The 17,895-nt window shown below is 41.7% G+C and carries 20 protein-coding genes; 12 read left to right on the top strand and 8 right to left on the bottom strand.

What is annotated here, in order from left to right; translation table 11 throughout:
* Window positions 1-3: 3 nt before the first annotated feature.
* The 8 genes from E7K77_RS05710 to E7K77_RS05675 form a co-directional block, all read right to left on the bottom strand.
* A complete protein-coding gene (locus E7K77_RS05710) occupies window positions 4-939 on the bottom strand; it encodes an ABC transporter permease (protein ID WP_205112769.1) in 936 nt (311 codons plus the stop codon).
* On the bottom strand, window positions 939-2,420 hold the full coding sequence (locus E7K77_RS05705; protein WP_325306417.1) for a sugar ABC transporter ATP-binding protein: 1,482 nt from the start codon (window positions 2,418-2,420) through the stop codon (window positions 939-941). Before E7K77_RS05705 ends, E7K77_RS05710 begins: the two co-directional genes overlap by 1 nt.
* Before the next feature lie 44 nt (window positions 2,421-2,464).
* On the bottom strand, window positions 2,465-2,878 hold the full coding sequence (rbsD, locus tag E7K77_RS05700) for a D-ribose pyranase (protein WP_215676193.1): 414 nt from the start codon (window positions 2,876-2,878) through the stop codon (window positions 2,465-2,467).
* 188 nt (window positions 2,879-3,066) lie between these two features.
* On the bottom strand, window positions 3,067-3,957 hold the full coding sequence (gene rbsK / locus E7K77_RS05695) for a ribokinase (protein WP_325306415.1): 891 nt from the start codon (window positions 3,955-3,957) through the stop codon (window positions 3,067-3,069).
* A gap of 340 nt (window positions 3,958-4,297) precedes the next feature.
* Window positions 4,298-4,624, bottom strand: a complete 327-nt coding sequence (locus E7K77_RS05690) for a type II toxin-antitoxin system RelE/ParE family toxin (RefSeq protein ID WP_004697718.1) — start codon at window positions 4,622-4,624, stop codon at window positions 4,298-4,300.
* A 4-nt stretch (window positions 4,625-4,628) separates the two neighbouring features.
* Window positions 4,629-4,910, bottom strand: a complete 282-nt coding sequence (locus E7K77_RS05685; RefSeq protein WP_004694230.1) for a type II toxin-antitoxin system Phd/YefM family antitoxin — start codon at window positions 4,908-4,910, stop codon at window positions 4,629-4,631.
* Between the two features lie 237 nt (window positions 4,911-5,147).
* Window positions 5,148-5,804, bottom strand: a complete 657-nt coding sequence (locus tag E7K77_RS05680; RefSeq protein ID WP_004694229.1) for an NAD(P)H-binding protein — start codon at window positions 5,802-5,804, stop codon at window positions 5,148-5,150.
* Between the two features lie 108 nt (window positions 5,805-5,912).
* The gene (locus E7K77_RS05675; protein WP_215676197.1) at window positions 5,913-6,434 is read right to left on the bottom strand and encodes a cysteine hydrolase family protein; all 522 of its coding nucleotides are present in this window, start codon (window positions 6,432-6,434) and stop codon (window positions 5,913-5,915) included.
* Window positions 6,435-6,649: 215 nt separating this feature from the next.
* Between E7K77_RS05675 and E7K77_RS05670 the strand changes: the two genes are divergently transcribed.
* The 12 genes from E7K77_RS05670 (at window position 6,650) to hisF (ending at window position 17,766) form a co-directional block, all read left to right on the top strand.
* A complete protein-coding gene (locus tag E7K77_RS05670) occupies window positions 6,650-6,895 on the top strand; it encodes a type II toxin-antitoxin system prevent-host-death family antitoxin (protein WP_004694224.1) in 246 nt (81 codons plus the stop codon).
* A gap of 2 nt (window positions 6,896-6,897) precedes the next feature.
* A complete protein-coding gene (locus E7K77_RS05665; RefSeq protein ID WP_008715166.1) occupies window positions 6,898-7,218 on the top strand; it encodes a type II toxin-antitoxin system RelE/ParE family toxin in 321 nt (106 codons plus the stop codon).
* 140 nt (window positions 7,219-7,358) lie between these two features.
* On the top strand, window positions 7,359-8,984 hold the full coding sequence (locus tag E7K77_RS05660) for a tryptophan transporter (RefSeq protein ID WP_120055892.1): 1,626 nt from the start codon (window positions 7,359-7,361) through the stop codon (window positions 8,982-8,984).
* Window positions 8,977-9,789 (top strand): energy-coupling factor ABC transporter ATP-binding protein, encoded by an 813-nt coding sequence (locus E7K77_RS05655; protein ID WP_287517761.1) that lies wholly within the window; start codon window positions 8,977-8,979, stop codon window positions 9,787-9,789. Before E7K77_RS05660 ends, E7K77_RS05655 begins: the two co-directional genes overlap by 8 nt.
* Before the next feature lie 9 nt (window positions 9,790-9,798).
* Window positions 9,799-10,467: an energy-coupling factor transporter transmembrane component T family protein gene (locus E7K77_RS05650; RefSeq protein ID WP_287517763.1), complete on the top strand. Its 669-nt coding sequence runs from the start codon at window positions 9,799-9,801 to the stop codon at window positions 10,465-10,467.
* A gap of 344 nt (window positions 10,468-10,811) precedes the next feature.
* Window positions 10,812-11,312: a GNAT family N-acetyltransferase gene (locus tag E7K77_RS05645; RefSeq protein WP_287517765.1), complete on the top strand. Its 501-nt coding sequence runs from the start codon at window positions 10,812-10,814 to the stop codon at window positions 11,310-11,312.
* Between the two features lie 100 nt (window positions 11,313-11,412).
* Window positions 11,413-12,276: a histidinol-phosphatase HisJ gene (gene hisJ / locus E7K77_RS05640; RefSeq protein ID WP_012863724.1), complete on the top strand. Its 864-nt coding sequence runs from the start codon at window positions 11,413-11,415 to the stop codon at window positions 12,274-12,276.
* A 243-nt stretch (window positions 12,277-12,519) separates the two neighbouring features.
* A complete protein-coding gene (gene hisG / locus E7K77_RS05635) occupies window positions 12,520-14,124 on the top strand; it encodes an ATP phosphoribosyltransferase (protein ID WP_323727137.1) in 1,605 nt (534 codons plus the stop codon).
* A gap of 72 nt (window positions 14,125-14,196) precedes the next feature.
* Complete coding sequence (gene hisD, locus E7K77_RS05630; protein ID WP_316058163.1) at window positions 14,197-15,474, top strand: histidinol dehydrogenase; 1,278 nt, start codon at window positions 14,197-14,199, stop codon at window positions 15,472-15,474.
* Between the two features lie 122 nt (window positions 15,475-15,596).
* Complete coding sequence (gene hisB / locus E7K77_RS05625; protein ID WP_195394540.1) at window positions 15,597-16,187, top strand: imidazoleglycerol-phosphate dehydratase HisB; 591 nt, start codon at window positions 15,597-15,599, stop codon at window positions 16,185-16,187.
* 13 nt (window positions 16,188-16,200) lie between these two features.
* Entirely contained in the window at window positions 16,201-16,923 is a 723-nt protein-coding gene (hisA, locus tag E7K77_RS05620; RefSeq protein WP_325306413.1) for a 1-(5-phosphoribosyl)-5-[(5-phosphoribosylamino)methylideneamino]imidazole-4-carboxamide isomerase, read from the top strand.
* Between the two features lie 84 nt (window positions 16,924-17,007).
* A complete protein-coding gene (gene hisF / locus E7K77_RS05615) occupies window positions 17,008-17,766 on the top strand; it encodes an imidazole glycerol phosphate synthase subunit HisF (protein WP_024062875.1) in 759 nt (252 codons plus the stop codon).
* Window positions 17,767-17,895: the final 129 nt, after the last annotated feature.

Below are 17,895 nucleotides of genomic sequence, written 5' to 3'. Positions count from 1 at the left end.
CTCCTAGGCTTTCTTGCGGTCTGCAAGAACCGCCAATAAAATGACAATACCTTTTACAACTTGTTGATAGAAACTGGAAACGTCGAGAATATTTAACCCGTTATTGAGGGTACCGATAATTAGGGCACCAATTAATGTGCCAACGATATGACCACGACCGCCAGCAAGGCTTGTACCGCCAAGAACTACGGCCGCGATAGCGTCAAGTTCATAGCCTGTACCTGCTGTCGGTTGTGCAGAGTTAAGACGAGAGGTGATGATTGCACCGGCGATACCACAGAGCATACCTGTTAAGGCATACACGAAGATTTTAACGCGGTCAATCTTGATACCAGCAATGTAACTTACCTTTTCACTACCACCTACGGCGTATGTTTTACGGCCTAAGGATGTGCGGCTCAATACGAACCAAAGGGCGATGAAAGCTAGGAACATTGTGATCGCTGGAACTGGAAGGCCTGCAATATCCCCTTGGCCAAAGCCGTGGAATAGAGGATCTTGAGTAAGACCGGAGATTGGGTTACCGTCTGTGAATACTAGCGTCGCACCACGGTAGATTGTCATGGTCGCCAAGGTAGCGATAAATGGAGCTACGCGGCCATAGGTAATAACGAGACCGTTAATACCGCCCAATACGAGGCCCGCACCTGCGGCTAATACGATAGCCAATACAGGGTCAGTACCAGTTACGATGAGGTTTGCCATCACTGCACTAGAGAGGGCAAGGATGGAACCAACGGATAAGTCGATACCGCCCGTTAAGATGACAAAGGTCATACCGAAGGCGATGATCGCATTGATGGATACTTGGCGCAACAAGTTACGCAAGTTAGAGAATTCAAGGAAACTGTCGTTCATGACAGAGATGATTACAAATAATAGGATGAGGCCGATGAGGGGGCCTAATTTTTTTACATATTGTAGAGCTTTGCTGTCCATTATTGTCCTCCTGTGGCTAATGTCATAATCGATTCTGGTGTTGCATCGCTGCGGTCTAAGATACCTGCTACACGGCCTTCATGAATGACCATAACGCGGTCACTCATGCCCAGCACTTCCGGCAACTCAGAGGACACCATGATAATGGACACACCGTCATTCGTTAATTCGTTCATTAAATCATAAATATCACGTTTTGCGCCGATATCGATACCGCGCGTAGGTTCGTCCATGATGATAATGGATGGTTTTTTGCCAACCCATTTTGCGATAACCACCTTTTGTTGGTTACCACCAGATAGGGAGGATGCGGGCTCGTGAATGGATTGAGTTTTAACGCCCAGTTTTTTAGACAATTCGTCAGCAAAAGACGTAAGTTTGCCCTTATCTAGTACATGAGAGGGGCAAATTTCGCCAAGGTTCGGCAATGTAATGTTAGAACCGATGGAGAAATCGAGGATCAAGCCTTCGCTCTTTCTATTTTCTGTGATGAAAGCAATCCCAGCCTTGATGGCATCTTCTGGTTTTTTACAGTTTAGGACGGAGCCGTTTACTGTTACGGTGCCGCCTTTGTGTTTATCTACACCGAAAATGGCGCGCATAATTTCTGTACGGCCAGCGCCCATGAGACCTGCTACGCCGAGAATTTCCCCTTTACGCAAGGAGAAGGAAATATCGTTGTCGAAACCTTCTGGTTTGAGGTTATCCACGCTCATAACCACATCGCCCGGTGTTGTAGTACGAGCAGGGTAGAACTCGTCGATGGAACGGCCTACCATGTGACGTACCACTTCGTCTACGGAAATATCAGATGTTGGTTTAGTGATAATTGTGTGACCATCACGCATAACCGTAATTGTGTCACATTCGCTAAATACCTCTTCCATGCGGTGAGAAATATATACGATAGCAACGCCGCGTGCTTTCATTTTGCGCATCATGTTGAACAATGTCGCCGTTTCACGCTCTGTGAGGGCTGCTGTCGGTTCGTCCATGATGACAACCTTTGCATCTAACATCAAGATACGAAGGATTTCCGTCATCTGTTGGTGACCAACGGAGCAAAGGCCTGCTTCTGTTGTGAGCGGCAATTCGATGCCTAGTTCGCGACATGTGTTTTCAGCCTCAGTGAGCATCGCCTTTTTATCGAGCATACCAAATTTGTTGTGCTTTGGTCTCATTAAATATAGATTTTCTAACAATGTTAAATTTGGCCAAATGTTGAGCTCTTGGTGGATGAAGGCTACACCGTTCAGCTCGGCCTCTCTTGGGTTCGGGAAGGTGCGCTTTACGCCGTCGATGGTGATGGTACCAGCGTCTGCCTTGTGAATACCAGTGAGGATATTCATGAGGGTAGACTTGCCGGCCCCGTTTTCGCCCATCAAGGCGTGAACCTCGCCCTCCTTGAGGGTAATACTTACATCGCGCAACACTTGGTTTGTACCAAATGCCTTCGCAATGCCTGACATAACAATTTCCATAACTACTCCTATATGACTGGTGAAAGTATCTCTAATCTATTGCTCTACGGACGATCGCTGAAAATACAATCGGCGCGCAAGATAATGTTTGCATACGGAGATGCTTCACCAGTTCTAATAATGCATTTGCATTGTTTCGTGGCTTCTTTGAAAGCATCGTGGCTCGTTTCAATCCATTCGTATTGATCAGATGGGAAGGTAGACTCTAAGAAGGCGTAAGCCTTAGGATTATTTTCTTTAATTTCTGTTGCCACATGAATCGCTTCGGATTTCATATGTTTAGCGATGATGGATACTACTTGCTCAAAGCTAGGTACACCAAAATCCAAGGCTAAGTCGATTTTTTGAACCCCTTCAGGTACCGGTAAGCCACAATCAGAGATACAAATTGTATCTGTGTGACCAAGATCTGCCAAAACCTTAGCAATATGGCTATTTAAAATACCGTGTCGTTGCATAAATAACTCCTTATCTATTCCGATGACTAAGGCTTTAATGCCTTAGTCATTAACTCCCTTTGTTATATAGAGGACAGTTGCATTCATTGCTTGAAGAACGTATAGTTTGGATTGAATAGGCCTTTCAAAGCGACTTTGGCCCTGCGAAGGCAGACCCGGTCAGTGGAGCTTTGAAAGACCGGTTCAATCTATACGTGTTCTGCTAAGAATGCAGCGACCTCGTCTTTTGTTGGCATGCCACCTTGAGCCCCCAAGCGTTGGATGGAGAGGGCCGCTGCTGCATTGCCGTAGTGTAGAGCGTCGGCTAAGCTTTTACCATTAACGATAGCCGTTGCAAAGGCACCGTTAAATGTATCGCCAGCACCTGTTGTATCTACGGGCTCAACCTTGAAGCCAGGTACAATGTGAATTTCACCGTTATCGGCATATCCTACACCCTTGCTACCAAGGGTAACGATGATTTTATTTTCGTTCGCCAGCAAGGTTTCCTCTGTAGATTGGTTAGGGTAGAGGGCAGATAACTCATGTTCGTTTGGTGTAATATAGGTTGCTAATTCTAACCATTCAGGGTTGAGGTCAGCCGCTGGAGCCGGATTTAAGAGGACTTTCACATTAGCCTCGTGACAACGACGAACGATGTATTCAATAGTTGGAATAGGAATCTCGTTTTGCACCATTACGAGATCGGCTTGCTCAATAGCAGACCAAGCGTTATCTACTACGGACTGGTCTACCTTAGCATTAGCACCTGCAATCACGATGATGCTATTATCGCCTTCAGCTAATGTAATGTGTGCTGTACCGGTTGTAGTGTTCGGTACCGTAACGATGTAATCTGTATTGATGAAATTTTCTTTTAAATTATCTAAAATCATTTGGCCGTATGCATCTTCACCGATACAGCCGACCATCGTGACCTCTGCACCTAGACGAGCCGCAGCCACCGCTTGGTTTGCGCCCTTGCCACCGTGAGCGATGTGCAATTCGTTGCCCATAATTGTTTCGCCTGCAGTAGGGCGTTTATCCGCGAGGACTACAATATCCATGTTGCAACTGCCAATAACAACAATACGATTCATAATAACTCCTTAATAAGCCTCTGCCCTAACTGGGACTAAAAATGACTATCATTTATTTTTATACATAGAATCTTGCATATTTTATACAACGAACTGTATATATAAATATAATTGATAATCTAAGAGACATTTGCTTTCACATACCTATAAGTGTATATTAATCATTTATTAGTATAGCGTAAATACGTGAGTTTATCTATATAAATATCTATAAAATGTAGGAATAAAAAAGGTATATCCAAAATCTATGTTACATGAGTAAAAATGTACCGATTAGATTTAGGATATACCACTTTGAAGGGTATTTAATTTTTAAAGAAGCACTGGTTTAGTTCAAATGTTATAATCCGTTTAGTATATTTACATAATCCTGTCGTTGATCAAGTATAGAGATTAAATAAATAGTTCTAGTTTCCTCTACAACTGTGTAGAAAATAATAAGCTTTTCTAAAATCAACATTCGAAAGTCACTGTCATTAAGTGCTCTAATTTTAGGTGTAGTCCCCATATATGGATGGTTCATAAGATTTGAAATTGAATTTTGAATATTTTCTTTTACTTGTATAGCTGTTTCTTTTGAAAACTGCATAGCTATATAAAGTATTTGTTGATGTAGCTCTTTATTGAACTTTTCAGTAGGAATGATTGTGTAGGGTTGGGATTTCATAGAGTTACCCCATTTGATCTAGCATTTTATCGATACTGTTGAAAGCTTCATCAAGTGTAGTGGTGCGACCTTGAATGATATCGTTTTGTCCTTCTACAAGAGAGGATAATAATTCTATTTTTGACTTTAACATATTATATGTATTATAGCCGAGACTTACGGTATCTCCACGACCATTTACAGTAATAATGGCAGCCTCATCTTTAAGTTGTAAGGTTTTAGAAATTTCAGGATACTTATTTCGTAAATCAGAGGATGGACGAATTGTTTCGCGTAATATTCCCATAGTTATCTCCTTATAGTTTTAAAAGTATTTGTTCATCATTCTTATACTGTAATTATATCATTTAAACGATATAATTGCAGTATACAAATATATATATGAGATATTTAATTCAAATGAGGTTAACTAGATACTTTAATCATAAAATGATATATAAAAAGACTATCTTCAAGCGTATTGAAGATAGTCTTGTATTGGTATATAGTAATTTCTCTTTTTTACAAAATATTTATTTATATATTAGTGAAAGCTTGGTTTGTCATAGTGTGTACCTGGTTCACCTACACCGATGCTTGTGCGGTGGAAAGGCGTTTCATCCGCAGCGTGTAAGATATCAAAGATGGCTTTTACCACTGCTTCGCGTGAAACTTGGGCATCGTTGAATTGAGCCCCTTCAGGGATGAGTTCGTAATCAGTTTTCTCTGGATCATTGTAAAGCCATGTGAGGCGCAAGATGGTGTAATTTAAGTTGGATTCGCGTAATACATTGCGTGCTTGGCGCTCACCTTGAACATAGCTAATCGGCAAGTTGTCGAAGGTCCATTTTTCAAGTGCTACAGGGAATTCACCAGAAAGTCCAGCCATGGACACACCGATAACACGGCGTATATTTTTGCGGCTCAATGCTTTCACGATGGAAGCCATATCACTGCCAGACTCCATAGCACCTACAAATACAACCTCCGCATTTGTTACAGCTTGTTCTAATTTACCAGGATTTTGGAACGAACCTTCAATCACTGTAACACGTTCATGGTCGATAATCTCTGGAGGTATACGTGTTTTCAACTGACGACCGTATAATGTAATGTGCATATCTGTATATGTTAATAGTGTAGCAGTCAACTTTTGAGCTATTTGGCCCGCAGCTCCTAAAATCGTAATATACTTATACATAAAAAAGACCTCCTATGTTCGGGCATAAATATTTAATAAAATTTTAACATACATATATGACAAATACGTGAGAAAAAATTATAAAAATCTTTGTATTATTTTCGTAATTTAATTGATGCTTAACATTTCATTTGTTGTTTTTAGCTGTGCAAATCGATTCCGCCAAATCTTTTCTTTGTAAAAGGATAAGATTGTACCGGCTGGTAGATACTCATTGTCAAAGGTTGAGATAGCATCTTCGACGATGGTGATATTATAACCATACTCAAAGCCTACTTTCACAGATGTATCAATGCAAAATTCCACCTGCATTCCTACGAATGTTAAATCGGTAATATTTTTTCGGTTTAAATATTCCTTTAATTCAGTGTCCTTGAAGATACTATTGTAATATTTATTGAAAATCTTTTCGTTTTCTTGCGGTTTTAATTCGTGATAGACTTGCCAATTATCGCTACGTGTTGCTAATAAGCCTTCATCTTCAGAATGTCTGATAAAAATGACTTCTATATTTTGATCTCTAAAATGTTGAATGATTGCTTTTGTATTTGAGATAAAGTTTTTGGCATTGTAAGGGTTTTCCTTAACTAAGCCTTCTTGTATATCGATTACGATTAATGCTTGTGCCATGATATTTCCTTTTTTATTCATAAATAAGTATCTATGCGCATTATATCATAAGTATATAACAAGAAAAGGAAGATATAAGTATCATAGATGTTGATAGTAATTTTAAAGGGTGCTGTAAAATTTAATGTTGAATTTACGCGATAATTTAACTACAATAGTGATAAGATATTAGAAAAATGAGTAGTATATCACTAAAGTATTCTGGAGGTGATAGTATGCCGAATATAAAACCTATTTCAGATTTACGAAACTATTCTGAAGTTTTACGTGATGTTACTATAGATAGTCCCGTATTCTTAACTAAAAATGGTAGAGGCCGATATGCAATTATGGATATTCAAGATTATGAACGTCTAATGGCTACGATAAAACTTATGGGCGCTTTAGAGACAGGTCGTAAATCTGGTGAAGAACAAGGCTGGATTTCATCAGAGCAACTAAAGACTGAATTGGGGATTTAATTATGAATAATCAAATTAGCTATGCACCAAAAGCACGAGAAGATTTGCTAGAAATAAAATCTTTTATAGAAGAAGAAACCGGTGATATTGAGTTAGCTAAGAAAACCGTTTTGGATATAGTAACTGCGAATGATTCGTTGAGTATATTTCCAGAAATGGGGCAGCGATTATTGATTAATCTAGGAAGTAAAATTGAATACAGATATTTACTTTGTCATAATTATTTAAGTTTTTACCGTTATTTAGATCGGACTATCTATATTGATAGAATATTAAACAGTAGACGTAATTATCTTAGAATATTATTAGATGAAGTACATTAGTTCTTAAAAGCACTATCATTAATAGATGGTGCTTTTTTTATGGGCTTTACTTGAAGTCCCTTGATAGCCTCTAGGCTTTCACAAATTCTCGAAGAATGATAAAATAAATCCATATATATTTTTATAGAAATGAGGCTATTATGGAACGGATTCAGGATCTTGTGTACACACATGTGCAGGGTGGCCAGTTTAGATGGGTCACTGTCAGCACATTGATGCTCGCATTGGGCACGATTTTGCATTTGGTGAGCCCTAGTGTGGCTGGGGTAACGCCGAACTGGACGATTGCTACGTACTGCGTAGCTATTTTATTGACTCGTCCTAGTTTGAGTCAAACCTTGGGGATTGGCCTCGTGGCGGCCCTCATCAATGTATTGACGTCTAAGTCAGCGTTCCCTTATGGCAACTTGTTGTCTGAGCCAGGCGGTGCTTTGACGGCGGCTCTCGTAACGCGCGCTATGTTGTCCATGAAGTTCCGTAAAATTGGTGGTTTTGATTTAACCCCTGTCGTGTCTGGCTTTTTAGCAACTGTTGTATCTGGTGGTATCTTTGTTACCATTTTGTGGCAAGTGCTTGGGTTGCCAAATAATGTGTACATGTACGGCATGTGGCCATTGGTACTCATTGTAGGGGCCTTGAATGGTGCCATTACACCAATCTTGTATATTCCGGCACAACGTTTATTCTCTAAACGTGGCATGTTGCCAAATGCAGATCAATTGACATCTGATCATAGTCGCTTGACTATTTTGCCTGAGCGCCAAGCTAAAATATCCATTGAGCACGTAAATTACTATCATCCAAAGGCGACTACACCATCCCTTGAAAATATCAATCTCGATGTAAATGAAGGTGATTTCCTCGTTGTTACAGGCCCTGCAGGTTGTGGTAAAAGCACCCTTTGTATGGCGATGGTAGGGGCGGTGCCTAAATTCTATGGTGGACGGCTAGAAGGCATGGTCTTCGTAGATGGTCATGCGACTACGCAAATGGAAATCCCAGAACTAGCGAACCATATCGGTGTAGTTCTAGCCGACTACGATACACAGCTCGTAACGATGACTGTTCGTGAAGAAGTGGCCTTTGCTATGGAAAACCGCGGTTATGACCGTGAAACTATTAAAGCTCGTTCTGAAGAGGTGTTTAAGCAAGTTGGCCTCGTAGGCTTAGAAGATCGCAAGATTACAAGTTTATCTGGTGGTCAACGCCAACGTTTGGCTATCGCTTCTGTATTGGCTACGAATCCAACCGTACTTGTTCTTGATGAACCGACAAGCTCCCTCGATCCAGATGGGACCGCAGAATTATATCGCCTCGTAGGCGATTTGAACCAAAAACACGGTATCACCGTTGTCGTTATCGACCATGATTTGCATGCCGTATTGCCGTACGCTAACCGCATGGCTCTCATGGTAGATGGCTCTATCGCCTGTGATGACGATGTACCGACTACGCTTCGTTACATGTACGAGCACAACATTCACGTCGATGCATTGCCATCCGTGTTTACTACGTATATGGAATTGGAACAAGCCGGCTTCCACAGTGATGAACCTTGGCTTAGCATCGAGTCTGCTATCAAGGGCTTGCACCAAATTGAAATGGCTCATGCTATTCAAACCGAGGTGCATGGTAAAAGCAACTCTCCAGCTAATCAAAGAAATACAGTAGATAATCTTGCTGATCAATCTAATATAGTAGAAAATAGACAACCAGTTCAACGTGTTGATGATGTACCAGGAAAGGACGGTGGCGCTCATGCTTAAGGTTGAAAACATCCGCTTTGGCTATGTGCCATCCGTAGATATTTTCCAAAACGTGACTTTCACCATCGAAGGGGGCGAATATATCGCTATCGGTGGTCGTAATGGTTGCGGCAAAACTACTATGACGCGATTGCTTGTCGGCCTCGAAAAGGCTAGGGAAGGCCACATGTATTATAACGGTAGGGACATTACGTCCATGCCGCCGTCTAAACGGGGACAATTTATCGGCTACGTATTTCAACAGCCAGATCGCCAAATGTTCAGACCTACCGTAGCCACAGAGGTTGCCTTCGGACCTGAGTCCTTGGGGCGCAGTAAAGCCGAAGTGAAGCGTATCGTTGATGAAGTATTGGCGCGCACAGGCATCGGTCATTTGCGTGAAGCCTATCCTCCAACATTGCGCCGCGGTGAAAAGCAACGCGTTGCCATTGCTTCTGCGTTGGCTATGCAATCTAAAATCCTCATCCTTGATGAACCAACCAGTGGTCAAGATGGTAAGGAAACTAAAGAGCTATTAGCATTATTGCGTCAGCTTAATTCAGAAGGTATAACAATCCTTCTTATTACCCATGATATGGAAATCATGGCTAGCGAATGTAGCCGTGCTATCATCATGGGCAACCAAACCGTTGCCTTTGACGGCAGTCCAGAAGAATTATTCAAAAAATCTACGGATGAATTGCAAGACCTAGGTCTTACGAAACCGCCAAGTGTGGAGCTTTCACTAGCGGTACCATCCTTAGGCTATTGCAAATCTATGGATGAATTGAAATCTAAGTTAGTGGCTCAGTTGAGCGGAAAATAGGAGGGACATATGGAACGTTTAGTACCGTTAACAAAAATCTTGATGACCCTCGCTGTATCCGTGTGGGCCATCCTGTTGCGTGACTGGGCATCGCTATTGGCATTAGTCGTAGTAGAACTCGGTGTATTGTTTTTGGCAGGTTTGTTATTCAAACAACGCAAAGCCGTGTTGGCATTAACTAGCTTCGCTGTATTCCTTGGCCTCATCCAATTCCTTGGCAGCGGCGATGTAACCTCTGCCATTGTATCCGGCTTACGAATGTTGGCTATGACACTTGTCTTTATAGGCTTGTTGGCAACTACAAAATTACAAGACCTTACGGCCGCGCTCGTAACACAATGCAAAATTCCTTATGAATATGCATTTATGTTCACTGCTGCGCTCCGCTTCGTGCCTGACTTTATTGCTGAAAGCCATGCTGTACAAGAGGCGCAAGCGTGCCGTGGCTTATCTCTCAAAGGCAACTTCATTAAGCGTATCAAATCTTATGCATCTGTTATTCAACCATTGCTGTTGAAATCCTTGGGACGCTCCGAGACAATGGCATTATCCTTAGAATTACGTGGATTCGGTGGCCCCACACACAGCTTTGCTGCATCCGTAGGATTGAAAAGAATCGATTATACTGTGATTAGTGCTTTAATTGCTATTACAGTACTTTTATTTGTTATTGTGTAATTTTCTTATAAATCAAGTAAGAGTATGTTTTTGCTCCTATAGAAATGTATTAGCTCTAATAGTCATAATAAAAAATATGATGAGAGTATATAAGTAAAATAAGAGCTTTTTACTTATATATGCTTCAAAACGTATATGCTGAGTGGTAAAATTTACCACTCAGTTTTGTTGTATTGGGCATATAGATGTAAAATATGTAATTCTTACCTCAAAAGATGGATAAAAGTGAAATGGTATGTCATACGAATAGTTCGTCCTTTTTCTTGCGTATGTGGGCTATTTTTATATATTATGTTAAATAGAAATAATATTTTTTAGGATACCTACAGTTTTGAGGAATACTTATGAGTGAATTAGTAATACGACCAATTACAAGGAATGATATAGCCCCTTGTTTAGATATTTATAATTACGAGGTTGTAAACGGCGTAGCCACGCTTGATCTTGAACCTCGCACGTTGTCAGAGTGGCAGGAGTGGTATGAGTCTCATAGCGATGAGCACCATCCTATTGTGGTAGGTACCATTGATGGGATTGTAGCCGGCTATGCATCGCTTTCACCATATCGACCTAAAGAGGCCTATAAAAGTACCGTCGAATTATCTATCTATATCCATCAAGATTATCGCGTTAGGGGTATCGCTACACAACTGATGGCTCATATTTTAGAAATAGCAAAAAATGATCCGTTATTGCACAATGTGGTATCCGTTATTACGGCTGGCAATGAAGGCAGTACCAAGTTACACGCGCGATTTGGCTTTATCTATTGTGGTCTAACGCCTCAAGTTGGATTCAAACATGGTACATATCAGGATACCGAAACATACGCATTATTGGTATAATAATTAGTATAGTAAAATATATAAATTAATACGTTATACTAATAATGTATAGATTATAGATAAGGATTCGCCAGGGGTTAGGGCGAATAGGGGTGATTGAATGAACATGAAAGATGAACGGCAGTTCGTTGGATATAGTAAGTATCGTAGCCGTCTTGTAGACGGTCATGTGCATACGGAATTGTGTCCACATGGTAGTGGGGACCGAACTGCGATGATGATAGAAAAGGCCATAGAGTTGCGTATCGAAAAGGTATGCCTTACAGAACATGCACCATTGCCAACAGCTTTTGCTGCAGAATACGGTGGCGATAAAAAGGCCTATGACACAGCGTCTTTGAAATTAAATGAAGTTGATACTTACTTAGAGTTGGGTCGTCAATTACAACGTGCCTATGGCACACATATCGATATTTCTCTCGGTTTTGAAGTCGATTATATTCCAGGCTTTGAATCAGACATTCAAGAGTTCTTGGATCGCTATGGTCCGTTGACGGATGATAATATTTTATCCGTTCACTTTATGGAAGGCGTTAATAATGCCTTTTACTGCTTAGACTACAGTCCTGAAGAATTTGAGAAAGGCTTCGGACCGTGGATCGAAAAACAATATGAGTTATATTACAAATATTACTCCACCGTGCGCCAAGCCGTACGTGCTGACCTCGGTGAATATACACCTAAACGCATTGGGCACTTTGATTTAATCAAGAAATACCAACATCACTTTGGCTTTGAACGTCATTTAGATCGTCGCAATGCGCAGGTGGTGAGCGATATTTTGCATATCATGCGCGTCCAAGGTCGCGAGCTAGATTACAACATGAGCGGCTTCTTCAAACCAGATTGTCGTGAAATGTACCCAAGTCGCTTCATTCAAGGCATGGCGGCTATCATCGGTGTGCCATTTGTATTGGGATCTGATGCACATAGCGTGGCAGATATAGAAAACGTTTGGGGATAGCATAAAATCATTATTATAGTAAATACATGAAATATTAACGGTTCTATTGACAATTCTATAGAACCGTTATATTATGATTTCATACTTTAATAAAGTAAAGCGATAAAATAGAAAAGTATCGATATAGGTAAATTTTTTCTCATAGTGTATTGAATAGCCACATAACTCGAATGATAGTACAGAAATATGGCTTGCACAGGTGTGAGAGATGATATGAATCAATTGATAGAAAGGATGTTTACGATGGTACAGCAGCAATTACCTACTGGTTTCCGCGATGATATAGGAATCGTAGCAGAGCGTAAGGATGATGTGAGTCAATATGTACTCGGTCTTTGTCGAAATCGTCAATACACAAAGATCTCTACGCCTCTCGTAGAGTACAAAGATGTATTCAATGGCTATGCAATGGGGCGCGGTCAACATATGTACGAATTCATGGATAGTTCTGAAGTGTCCGTCGTAATTCGTCCTGATTTGACCATGCCTATCGGTCGTTTCTTAGCGACTACAAATATTGAATTGCCTCGCACGTTCTACTACTTGGGCGATGTATTTATGAAAAATAAAAAGCATCGTGGCGATGTTAACCAAGTGACGCAAGGTGGCATTGAAATGGTGGGCTATAAAGGGCTTGAGGCTGAGCAAGAGTGCTTCAAGATTATTAAAGAGGTGAATGAAGCTCAATTGGGCAATAGTTTATTGCTCGAAATTGGGGATGCTCGTTTTTCTCGTGCTATTACCGATGCTCTTGGACTCAGTGATGATGAAAAAGCAGAGCTCTTAGAGGCTTTATTTACTAAATATTTGCCACGATATAACGAGTTGATTTCTGACTTTAAAAATAGTGCGCTATATCCTTTCTTAACTGTATGGCCTCGCTTGTTTGGTACGGTTCAAGATATAAAGGATGAGCTTAATCAAATTATCTTGCCAGCAGCGGCACAGCGCATTTTAGATAATCTTGTAGATATGGCAAATCAAGTGGAAGCAACGGGTCAACAGGTTCGCATCGATGTATCTACGGAACCACTTCAATCCTATTACACAGGCCTTACTTTTAGAGGCTATGTGGACGGCGTGTCTCAATACATCGTCAGCGGCGGTCGCTATGATGGCTTGCTATCTAGCTTTGATGGTACGCCGATGCCGGCAGTAGGGATGGCTTTTAATATCGACGTCTTGACTGATATTACCTTGCAGGGTGAAAGCAAAGCTCAAGATAACGATACATTACGCATTGCTCTTACGAAGGGGCGCGTAGAAAAGGATTTTATTCCACTCCTAGAAGCATGTGGCATTGATTGCGAGCCATTACATAATAAGGCTCGAAAGCTCATTATCTCTTTGGGCGATTCTATGGAGGTCATCCTTGCAAAGGGGCCAGATGTAACGACGTACTTGAAAAATGGTGTTGTTGACCTTGGTATCGTGGGTAGCGATGTCTTAGATGAACAAGATGACACGAGCTATGAAATGCTAGATTTACAAACGGGTAAATGCCAATTTATCTTGGCGTCCTTAGCGGGCTATGATCCTAAAGAAGGTCGCCGTCAACGAATTGGTACGAAATATCCAATTGTTACAAAACAGTACTTTGGAGCTCAAGACGTGGAAATCATCAAGATTGAAGGATCTGTTGAGCTGGCCCCACTTGTAGGACTAGCAGATGCTATCGTAGATATTACGGAAACGGGCACCACTTTACGTGAAAACAATCTAGAAATCTTTGATTGGTTACAGCCCATATCTACACGCTTAGTAGCAAATCCATTAGCATTAAAACAAAAGCGAAACACCATTTTTAAGTTCATAGATCAGCTTTCAGAAGCAATTAATAAAAATTAATAAATAAGATGTAGAGTGAATCATATATTTAACTAGCAATACGGATAGCTCAAATAGGAAGAAGGATGACAGATGAAAATATATAAGGAATCATTAGAGACGATGCTTGCCATTGTACGGAATTACACACAGCAAACCACAGATATGGAGATTGAACGTCGCGTGTACGATATCATTGCTGATGTCCGCACTAACGGTGATGCGGCGCTCAAAGCGTATTCTGAAAAATTTGACGGTGTTTCCATTGAAGATTTCAAGGTGCCTCAAGAGGAAATCGACGTAGCCTATGAGTCTTTATCTGATGAGTTGAAAGCCGCATTATTAAAGGCAAAGGCAAACATTACAGAATTCCACAGCCGTGAAATCGAGCAAGGTTTTGTAGATATGGATACACCGGGCATCATCCGCGGTCAAAAGGTCATTCCCTTGGCTCGCGTTGGTCTCTACGTTCCTGGAGGTACAGCCGCGTACCCTTCGACCATTATCATGACTGCTTTGCCTGCAAAGATCGCAGGCGTAAAAGAAATCGTCATGGTTACGCCTCCTCAAAAGGATGGTATTAATCCTGCCGTATTAGGTGCTGCAAAGCTTGCCGGCGTTGATGCGGTATATCAAGTGGGCGGTGCCCAAGGTGTGGCGGCCCTTGCTTATGGTACGGAAACGATTCCAAAGGTAGATAAAATCGTAGGTCCTGGCAATATTTACGTGGCAACGGCAAAACGCCAGGTGTTTGGCCAAGTCGATATCGACATGATTGCGGGACCAAGTGAAATTGGCGTTATTGCCGATGACAGCGCAAATCCAGTGCATCTCGCAGCAGATCTCTTATCCCAAGCGGAACATGATCCTCGTGCGCGCGCCATTATGGTGACTACCAGTGAAAGCTTAGCAAATGCCGTATCTGATGAGGTGGAACGTCAACTTAAACTGTTACCTCGTGAAAGTATCGCTCGTCCAGCTATTGAAAACAACAGTTATATTGCAATTATGAACAGCATTGAAGACATGTTCACGGTAATGAACGAAGTGGCGCCAGAGCATTTGGAAATCCAATTGCCAGATCCAATGAATTATATGAGCCTCGTGCAAAATGCAGGCTCCGTATTCCTCGGTGCCTATGCATCAGAGCCGTTGGGCGATTATTTAGGTGGTACAAACCACGTATTGCCTACTAGTGGCACAGCTAGATTCTCATCTCCACTTGGCGTATATGATTTCGTGAAACGCACGTCTTTCACACAATTTACGAAAGAACGTTTAGAAGAAGTGGCAAAACACATTACTACATTGGCTCGTACGGAAGGCCTCGAAGCACATGCTCGTGCCATCGTAGTACGATTTGAAAAATAGCTTATAAAACATATTAGAAAATAGATTTGGCATCTATATTTATATACATATTTAAAATATACAGTGAAAATATAGATTAGAAATATAGATTATAAAAATAGATTTGAAGTATAGAGGTCGCTATGATACGCACAGGTACGGTGCAACGCACCACTCAAGAAACAGATATTACAGTAGAAATTACCCTTGATGGGGCACAAACGAGCTCCATATCCACAGGAATAGGCTTTTTTGACCATATGTTGTCGCTATTGGCGAAGCACGGCCGTTTTGGCCTTGTGGTAGAGGCAAAGGGCGATACATATGTGGATGCTCATCATACGGTTGAGGACGTTGGACTTGCCTTAGGGCAGGCTTTGGTGAAAGCTCTTGGCGACAAGGCCGGAATTGAGCGTTACGGCGATGCGTGGGTTCCTATGGATGAAGCATTGACGCAAGTTGTCATCGATTTGAGCGGTCGTCCGTATCTCGTTTTCCAAGGGGAATGGAGTACGCCGGTTTTAGGTGGCAACTTTGAAACAGAGTTGGTGGAGGATTTCTTCCAAGCTCTTGCTATGAGCGCCGCTATGAACTTACATGTGCGCAATTTATATGGTCGCAATACACATCACATTATTGAAAGCATGTTTAAGGCTACGGGCCGTGCGTTGCGCAAAGCAGTTACTATCAATCTGGATATCCAAGGGGTTAACTCTACAAAGGGCGTTATTTAATAAAGGAGAATGTATGATTTTTCCAGCTATAGATTTACAAGATGGGCGCAGTGTTCGCCTGTATAAAGGCGATTTCGCGCAGGAAACGGTCATCAATCCAGATCCAGTGGCCCAAGCAAAACAATATGAAGCGGCTAAAGTGGGAGCCTTGCACCTCGTCGATTTAGATGGTGCCAAGGCGGGCAAGCCTGTAAATGTAGACATTGTAAAAGCAGTGCGTGCAGCTTTCACAGGTATCCTTGAAATCGGAGGCGGCATCCGAGATAAAGAGGCTGTTGACCTCTATTTGAGTTTGGGCGTAGATCGGGTTATCTTAGGATCTGTAGCGCTTAAAAATCCGGAACTTACGAAGCAGGTTATCGCTGAATACGGTGCGGAGCGCATCGTTATCGGTGTAGATGGAAAAAATGGCAAGGTCGCCGCTGAAGGTTGGCTCGACCAATCGGACGTGCCGATGCCTGATTTAATTGGTGCCATGGTTGAAGGTGGGGCAAAGTATTTCATCGTTACCGATGTAGACCGAGACGGTACAATGCAGGGCGCCAATGAAGAGTTACTTGGAAATTTGCAAAACGAATTTCCTACAGCTCGCATCGTTGCTTCTGGGGGTGTTCGTAATTTAGCAGATATTAAATCCCTAGAACAAAAAGGTGTTATGGATAGTATCGTTGGTAAGGCCTTGTACGAGGGCACTATTACGTTAGAGGAAATCGCCGAGTACAATCAGCAGAAATAATAGAAATGATTGTGATGCTCTCAAATTAATTATTGACCGCAACCAATGGAATATATTGAGTGACACTCGATGGAAAGGAGCTTTATGTTAGCGAAACGGATTATTCCTTGCCTAGATGTAGATGATGGGTGCGTAAAAAAAGGGGTTAACTTTGTTAATCTCGTAGACGTAGGCAGTCCCGTAGACATTGCGACCTCCTATGAGCAGCAACAAGCTGATGAGCTCGTATTTTTAGACATTACGGCCACCGTTGATGCGCGGACTACTATGCGCGATGTGGTACAAGAAATCTCCACACAAGTATTTATGCCACTCACCGTGGGTGGTGGTATCAAGAGCGTTGATGATATGACGGCTTTGTTGAAAGCTGGTGCGGACAAGATATCTTTGAACTCTGCGGCTCTCGCTAATCCTGAGCTCATCACAGAAGGGGCTCAAAAGTTTGGCAATCAATGCATGGTGGTAGCCATCGACGTGAAAACCGATGAAGAAACTGGTGAATGGTATGCTTACACTCATGGTGGTCGCAAGCGTACAGAGTGGAAAGCTCTCGACTGGGCTAAAGAGGCCGTAGATCGTGGAGCAGGAGAGTTGTTAGTGACAAGCATGGGTAAAGATGGTACAAAATCCGGCTTTGATATTGAATTATATAAGGCTCTAGAATCAGTCGTAAATGTACCTATCATTGCATCTGGAGGGGCAGGTAAGGTTGAGGATTTTGTAGATCTCTTTAAGCAAACTAGCGTTACCGGTGCACTGGCGGCATCTATATTCCACTTCGGAGAAGTTAAAATTCCTGAACTCAAACAAGAACTACGAGCTCACGGAATTACGGTACGCTAAAACAGATTAAAAAAAATTATTATCTCTCGCAAGTTCTTTACTAGTCTATATGTTCAGAGTTAGTTAAATAGCTTGTTTATAGATAAACAGAATAGAAATAGCAATAGATAGATAAACAGAAAATAGCAA

Origin of the sequence: Veillonella parvula, assembly GCF_032577575.1 — a bacterium.
Taxonomy (GTDB): Bacteria; Bacillota; Negativicutes; order Veillonellales; family Veillonellaceae; genus Veillonella.
This window is presented reverse-complemented; position numbering and strand designations above follow the sequence as displayed.

What these genes read in the sequence shown, in the direction of transcription:
- hisB (WP_195394540.1), top strand. Translation starts at nt 15,597, where the DNA reads ATGATACGCACAGGTACGGTGCAACGCACCACTCAAGAAACAGATATT.
- rbsK (WP_325306415.1), bottom strand. Translation starts at nt 3,957, where the DNA reads ATGAATCGTATTGTTGTTATTGGCAGTTGCAACATGGATATTGTAGTC.
- E7K77_RS05645 (WP_287517765.1), top strand. Translation starts at nt 10,812, where the DNA reads ATGAGTGAATTAGTAATACGACCAATTACAAGGAATGATATAGCCCCT.
- rbsD (WP_215676193.1), bottom strand. Translation starts at nt 2,878, where the DNA reads ATGCAACGACACGGTATTTTAAATAGCCATATTGCTAAGGTTTTGGCA.
- E7K77_RS05670 (WP_004694224.1), top strand. Translation starts at nt 6,650, where the DNA reads ATGCCGAATATAAAACCTATTTCAGATTTACGAAACTATTCTGAAGTT.
- hisJ (WP_012863724.1), top strand. Translation starts at nt 11,413, where the DNA reads ATGAACATGAAAGATGAACGGCAGTTCGTTGGATATAGTAAGTATCGT.
- E7K77_RS05675 (WP_215676197.1), bottom strand. Translation starts at nt 6,434, where the DNA reads ATGGCACAAGCATTAATCGTAATCGATATACAAGAAGGCTTAGTTAAG.
- E7K77_RS05705 (WP_325306417.1), bottom strand. Translation starts at nt 2,420, where the DNA reads ATGGAAATTGTTATGTCAGGCATTGCGAAGGCATTTGGTACAAACCAA.
- E7K77_RS05685 (WP_004694230.1), bottom strand. Translation starts at nt 4,910, where the DNA reads ATGGGAATATTACGCGAAACAATTCGTCCATCCTCTGATTTACGAAAT.
- E7K77_RS05650 (WP_287517763.1), top strand. Translation starts at nt 9,799, where the DNA reads ATGGAACGTTTAGTACCGTTAACAAAAATCTTGATGACCCTCGCTGTA.
- hisF (WP_024062875.1), top strand. Translation starts at nt 17,008, where the DNA reads ATGTTAGCGAAACGGATTATTCCTTGCCTAGATGTAGATGATGGGTGC.
- hisA (WP_325306413.1), top strand. Translation starts at nt 16,201, where the DNA reads ATGATTTTTCCAGCTATAGATTTACAAGATGGGCGCAGTGTTCGCCTG.
- E7K77_RS05660 (WP_120055892.1), top strand. Translation starts at nt 7,359, where the DNA reads ATGGAACGGATTCAGGATCTTGTGTACACACATGTGCAGGGTGGCCAG.
- E7K77_RS05655 (WP_287517761.1), top strand. Translation starts at nt 8,977, where the DNA reads ATGCTTAAGGTTGAAAACATCCGCTTTGGCTATGTGCCATCCGTAGAT.
- hisD (WP_316058163.1), top strand. Translation starts at nt 14,197, where the DNA reads ATGAAAATATATAAGGAATCATTAGAGACGATGCTTGCCATTGTACGG.
- E7K77_RS05710 (WP_205112769.1), bottom strand. Translation starts at nt 939, where the DNA reads ATGGACAGCAAAGCTCTACAATATGTAAAAAAATTAGGCCCCCTCATC.
- hisG (WP_323727137.1), top strand. Translation starts at nt 12,520, where the DNA reads ATGGTACAGCAGCAATTACCTACTGGTTTCCGCGATGATATAGGAATC.
- E7K77_RS05665 (WP_008715166.1), top strand. Translation starts at nt 6,898, where the DNA reads ATGAATAATCAAATTAGCTATGCACCAAAAGCACGAGAAGATTTGCTA.
- E7K77_RS05680 (WP_004694229.1), bottom strand. Translation starts at nt 5,804, where the DNA reads ATGTATAAGTATATTACGATTTTAGGAGCTGCGGGCCAAATAGCTCAA.
- E7K77_RS05690 (WP_004697718.1), bottom strand. Translation starts at nt 4,624, where the DNA reads ATGAAATCCCAACCCTACACAATCATTCCTACTGAAAAGTTCAATAAA.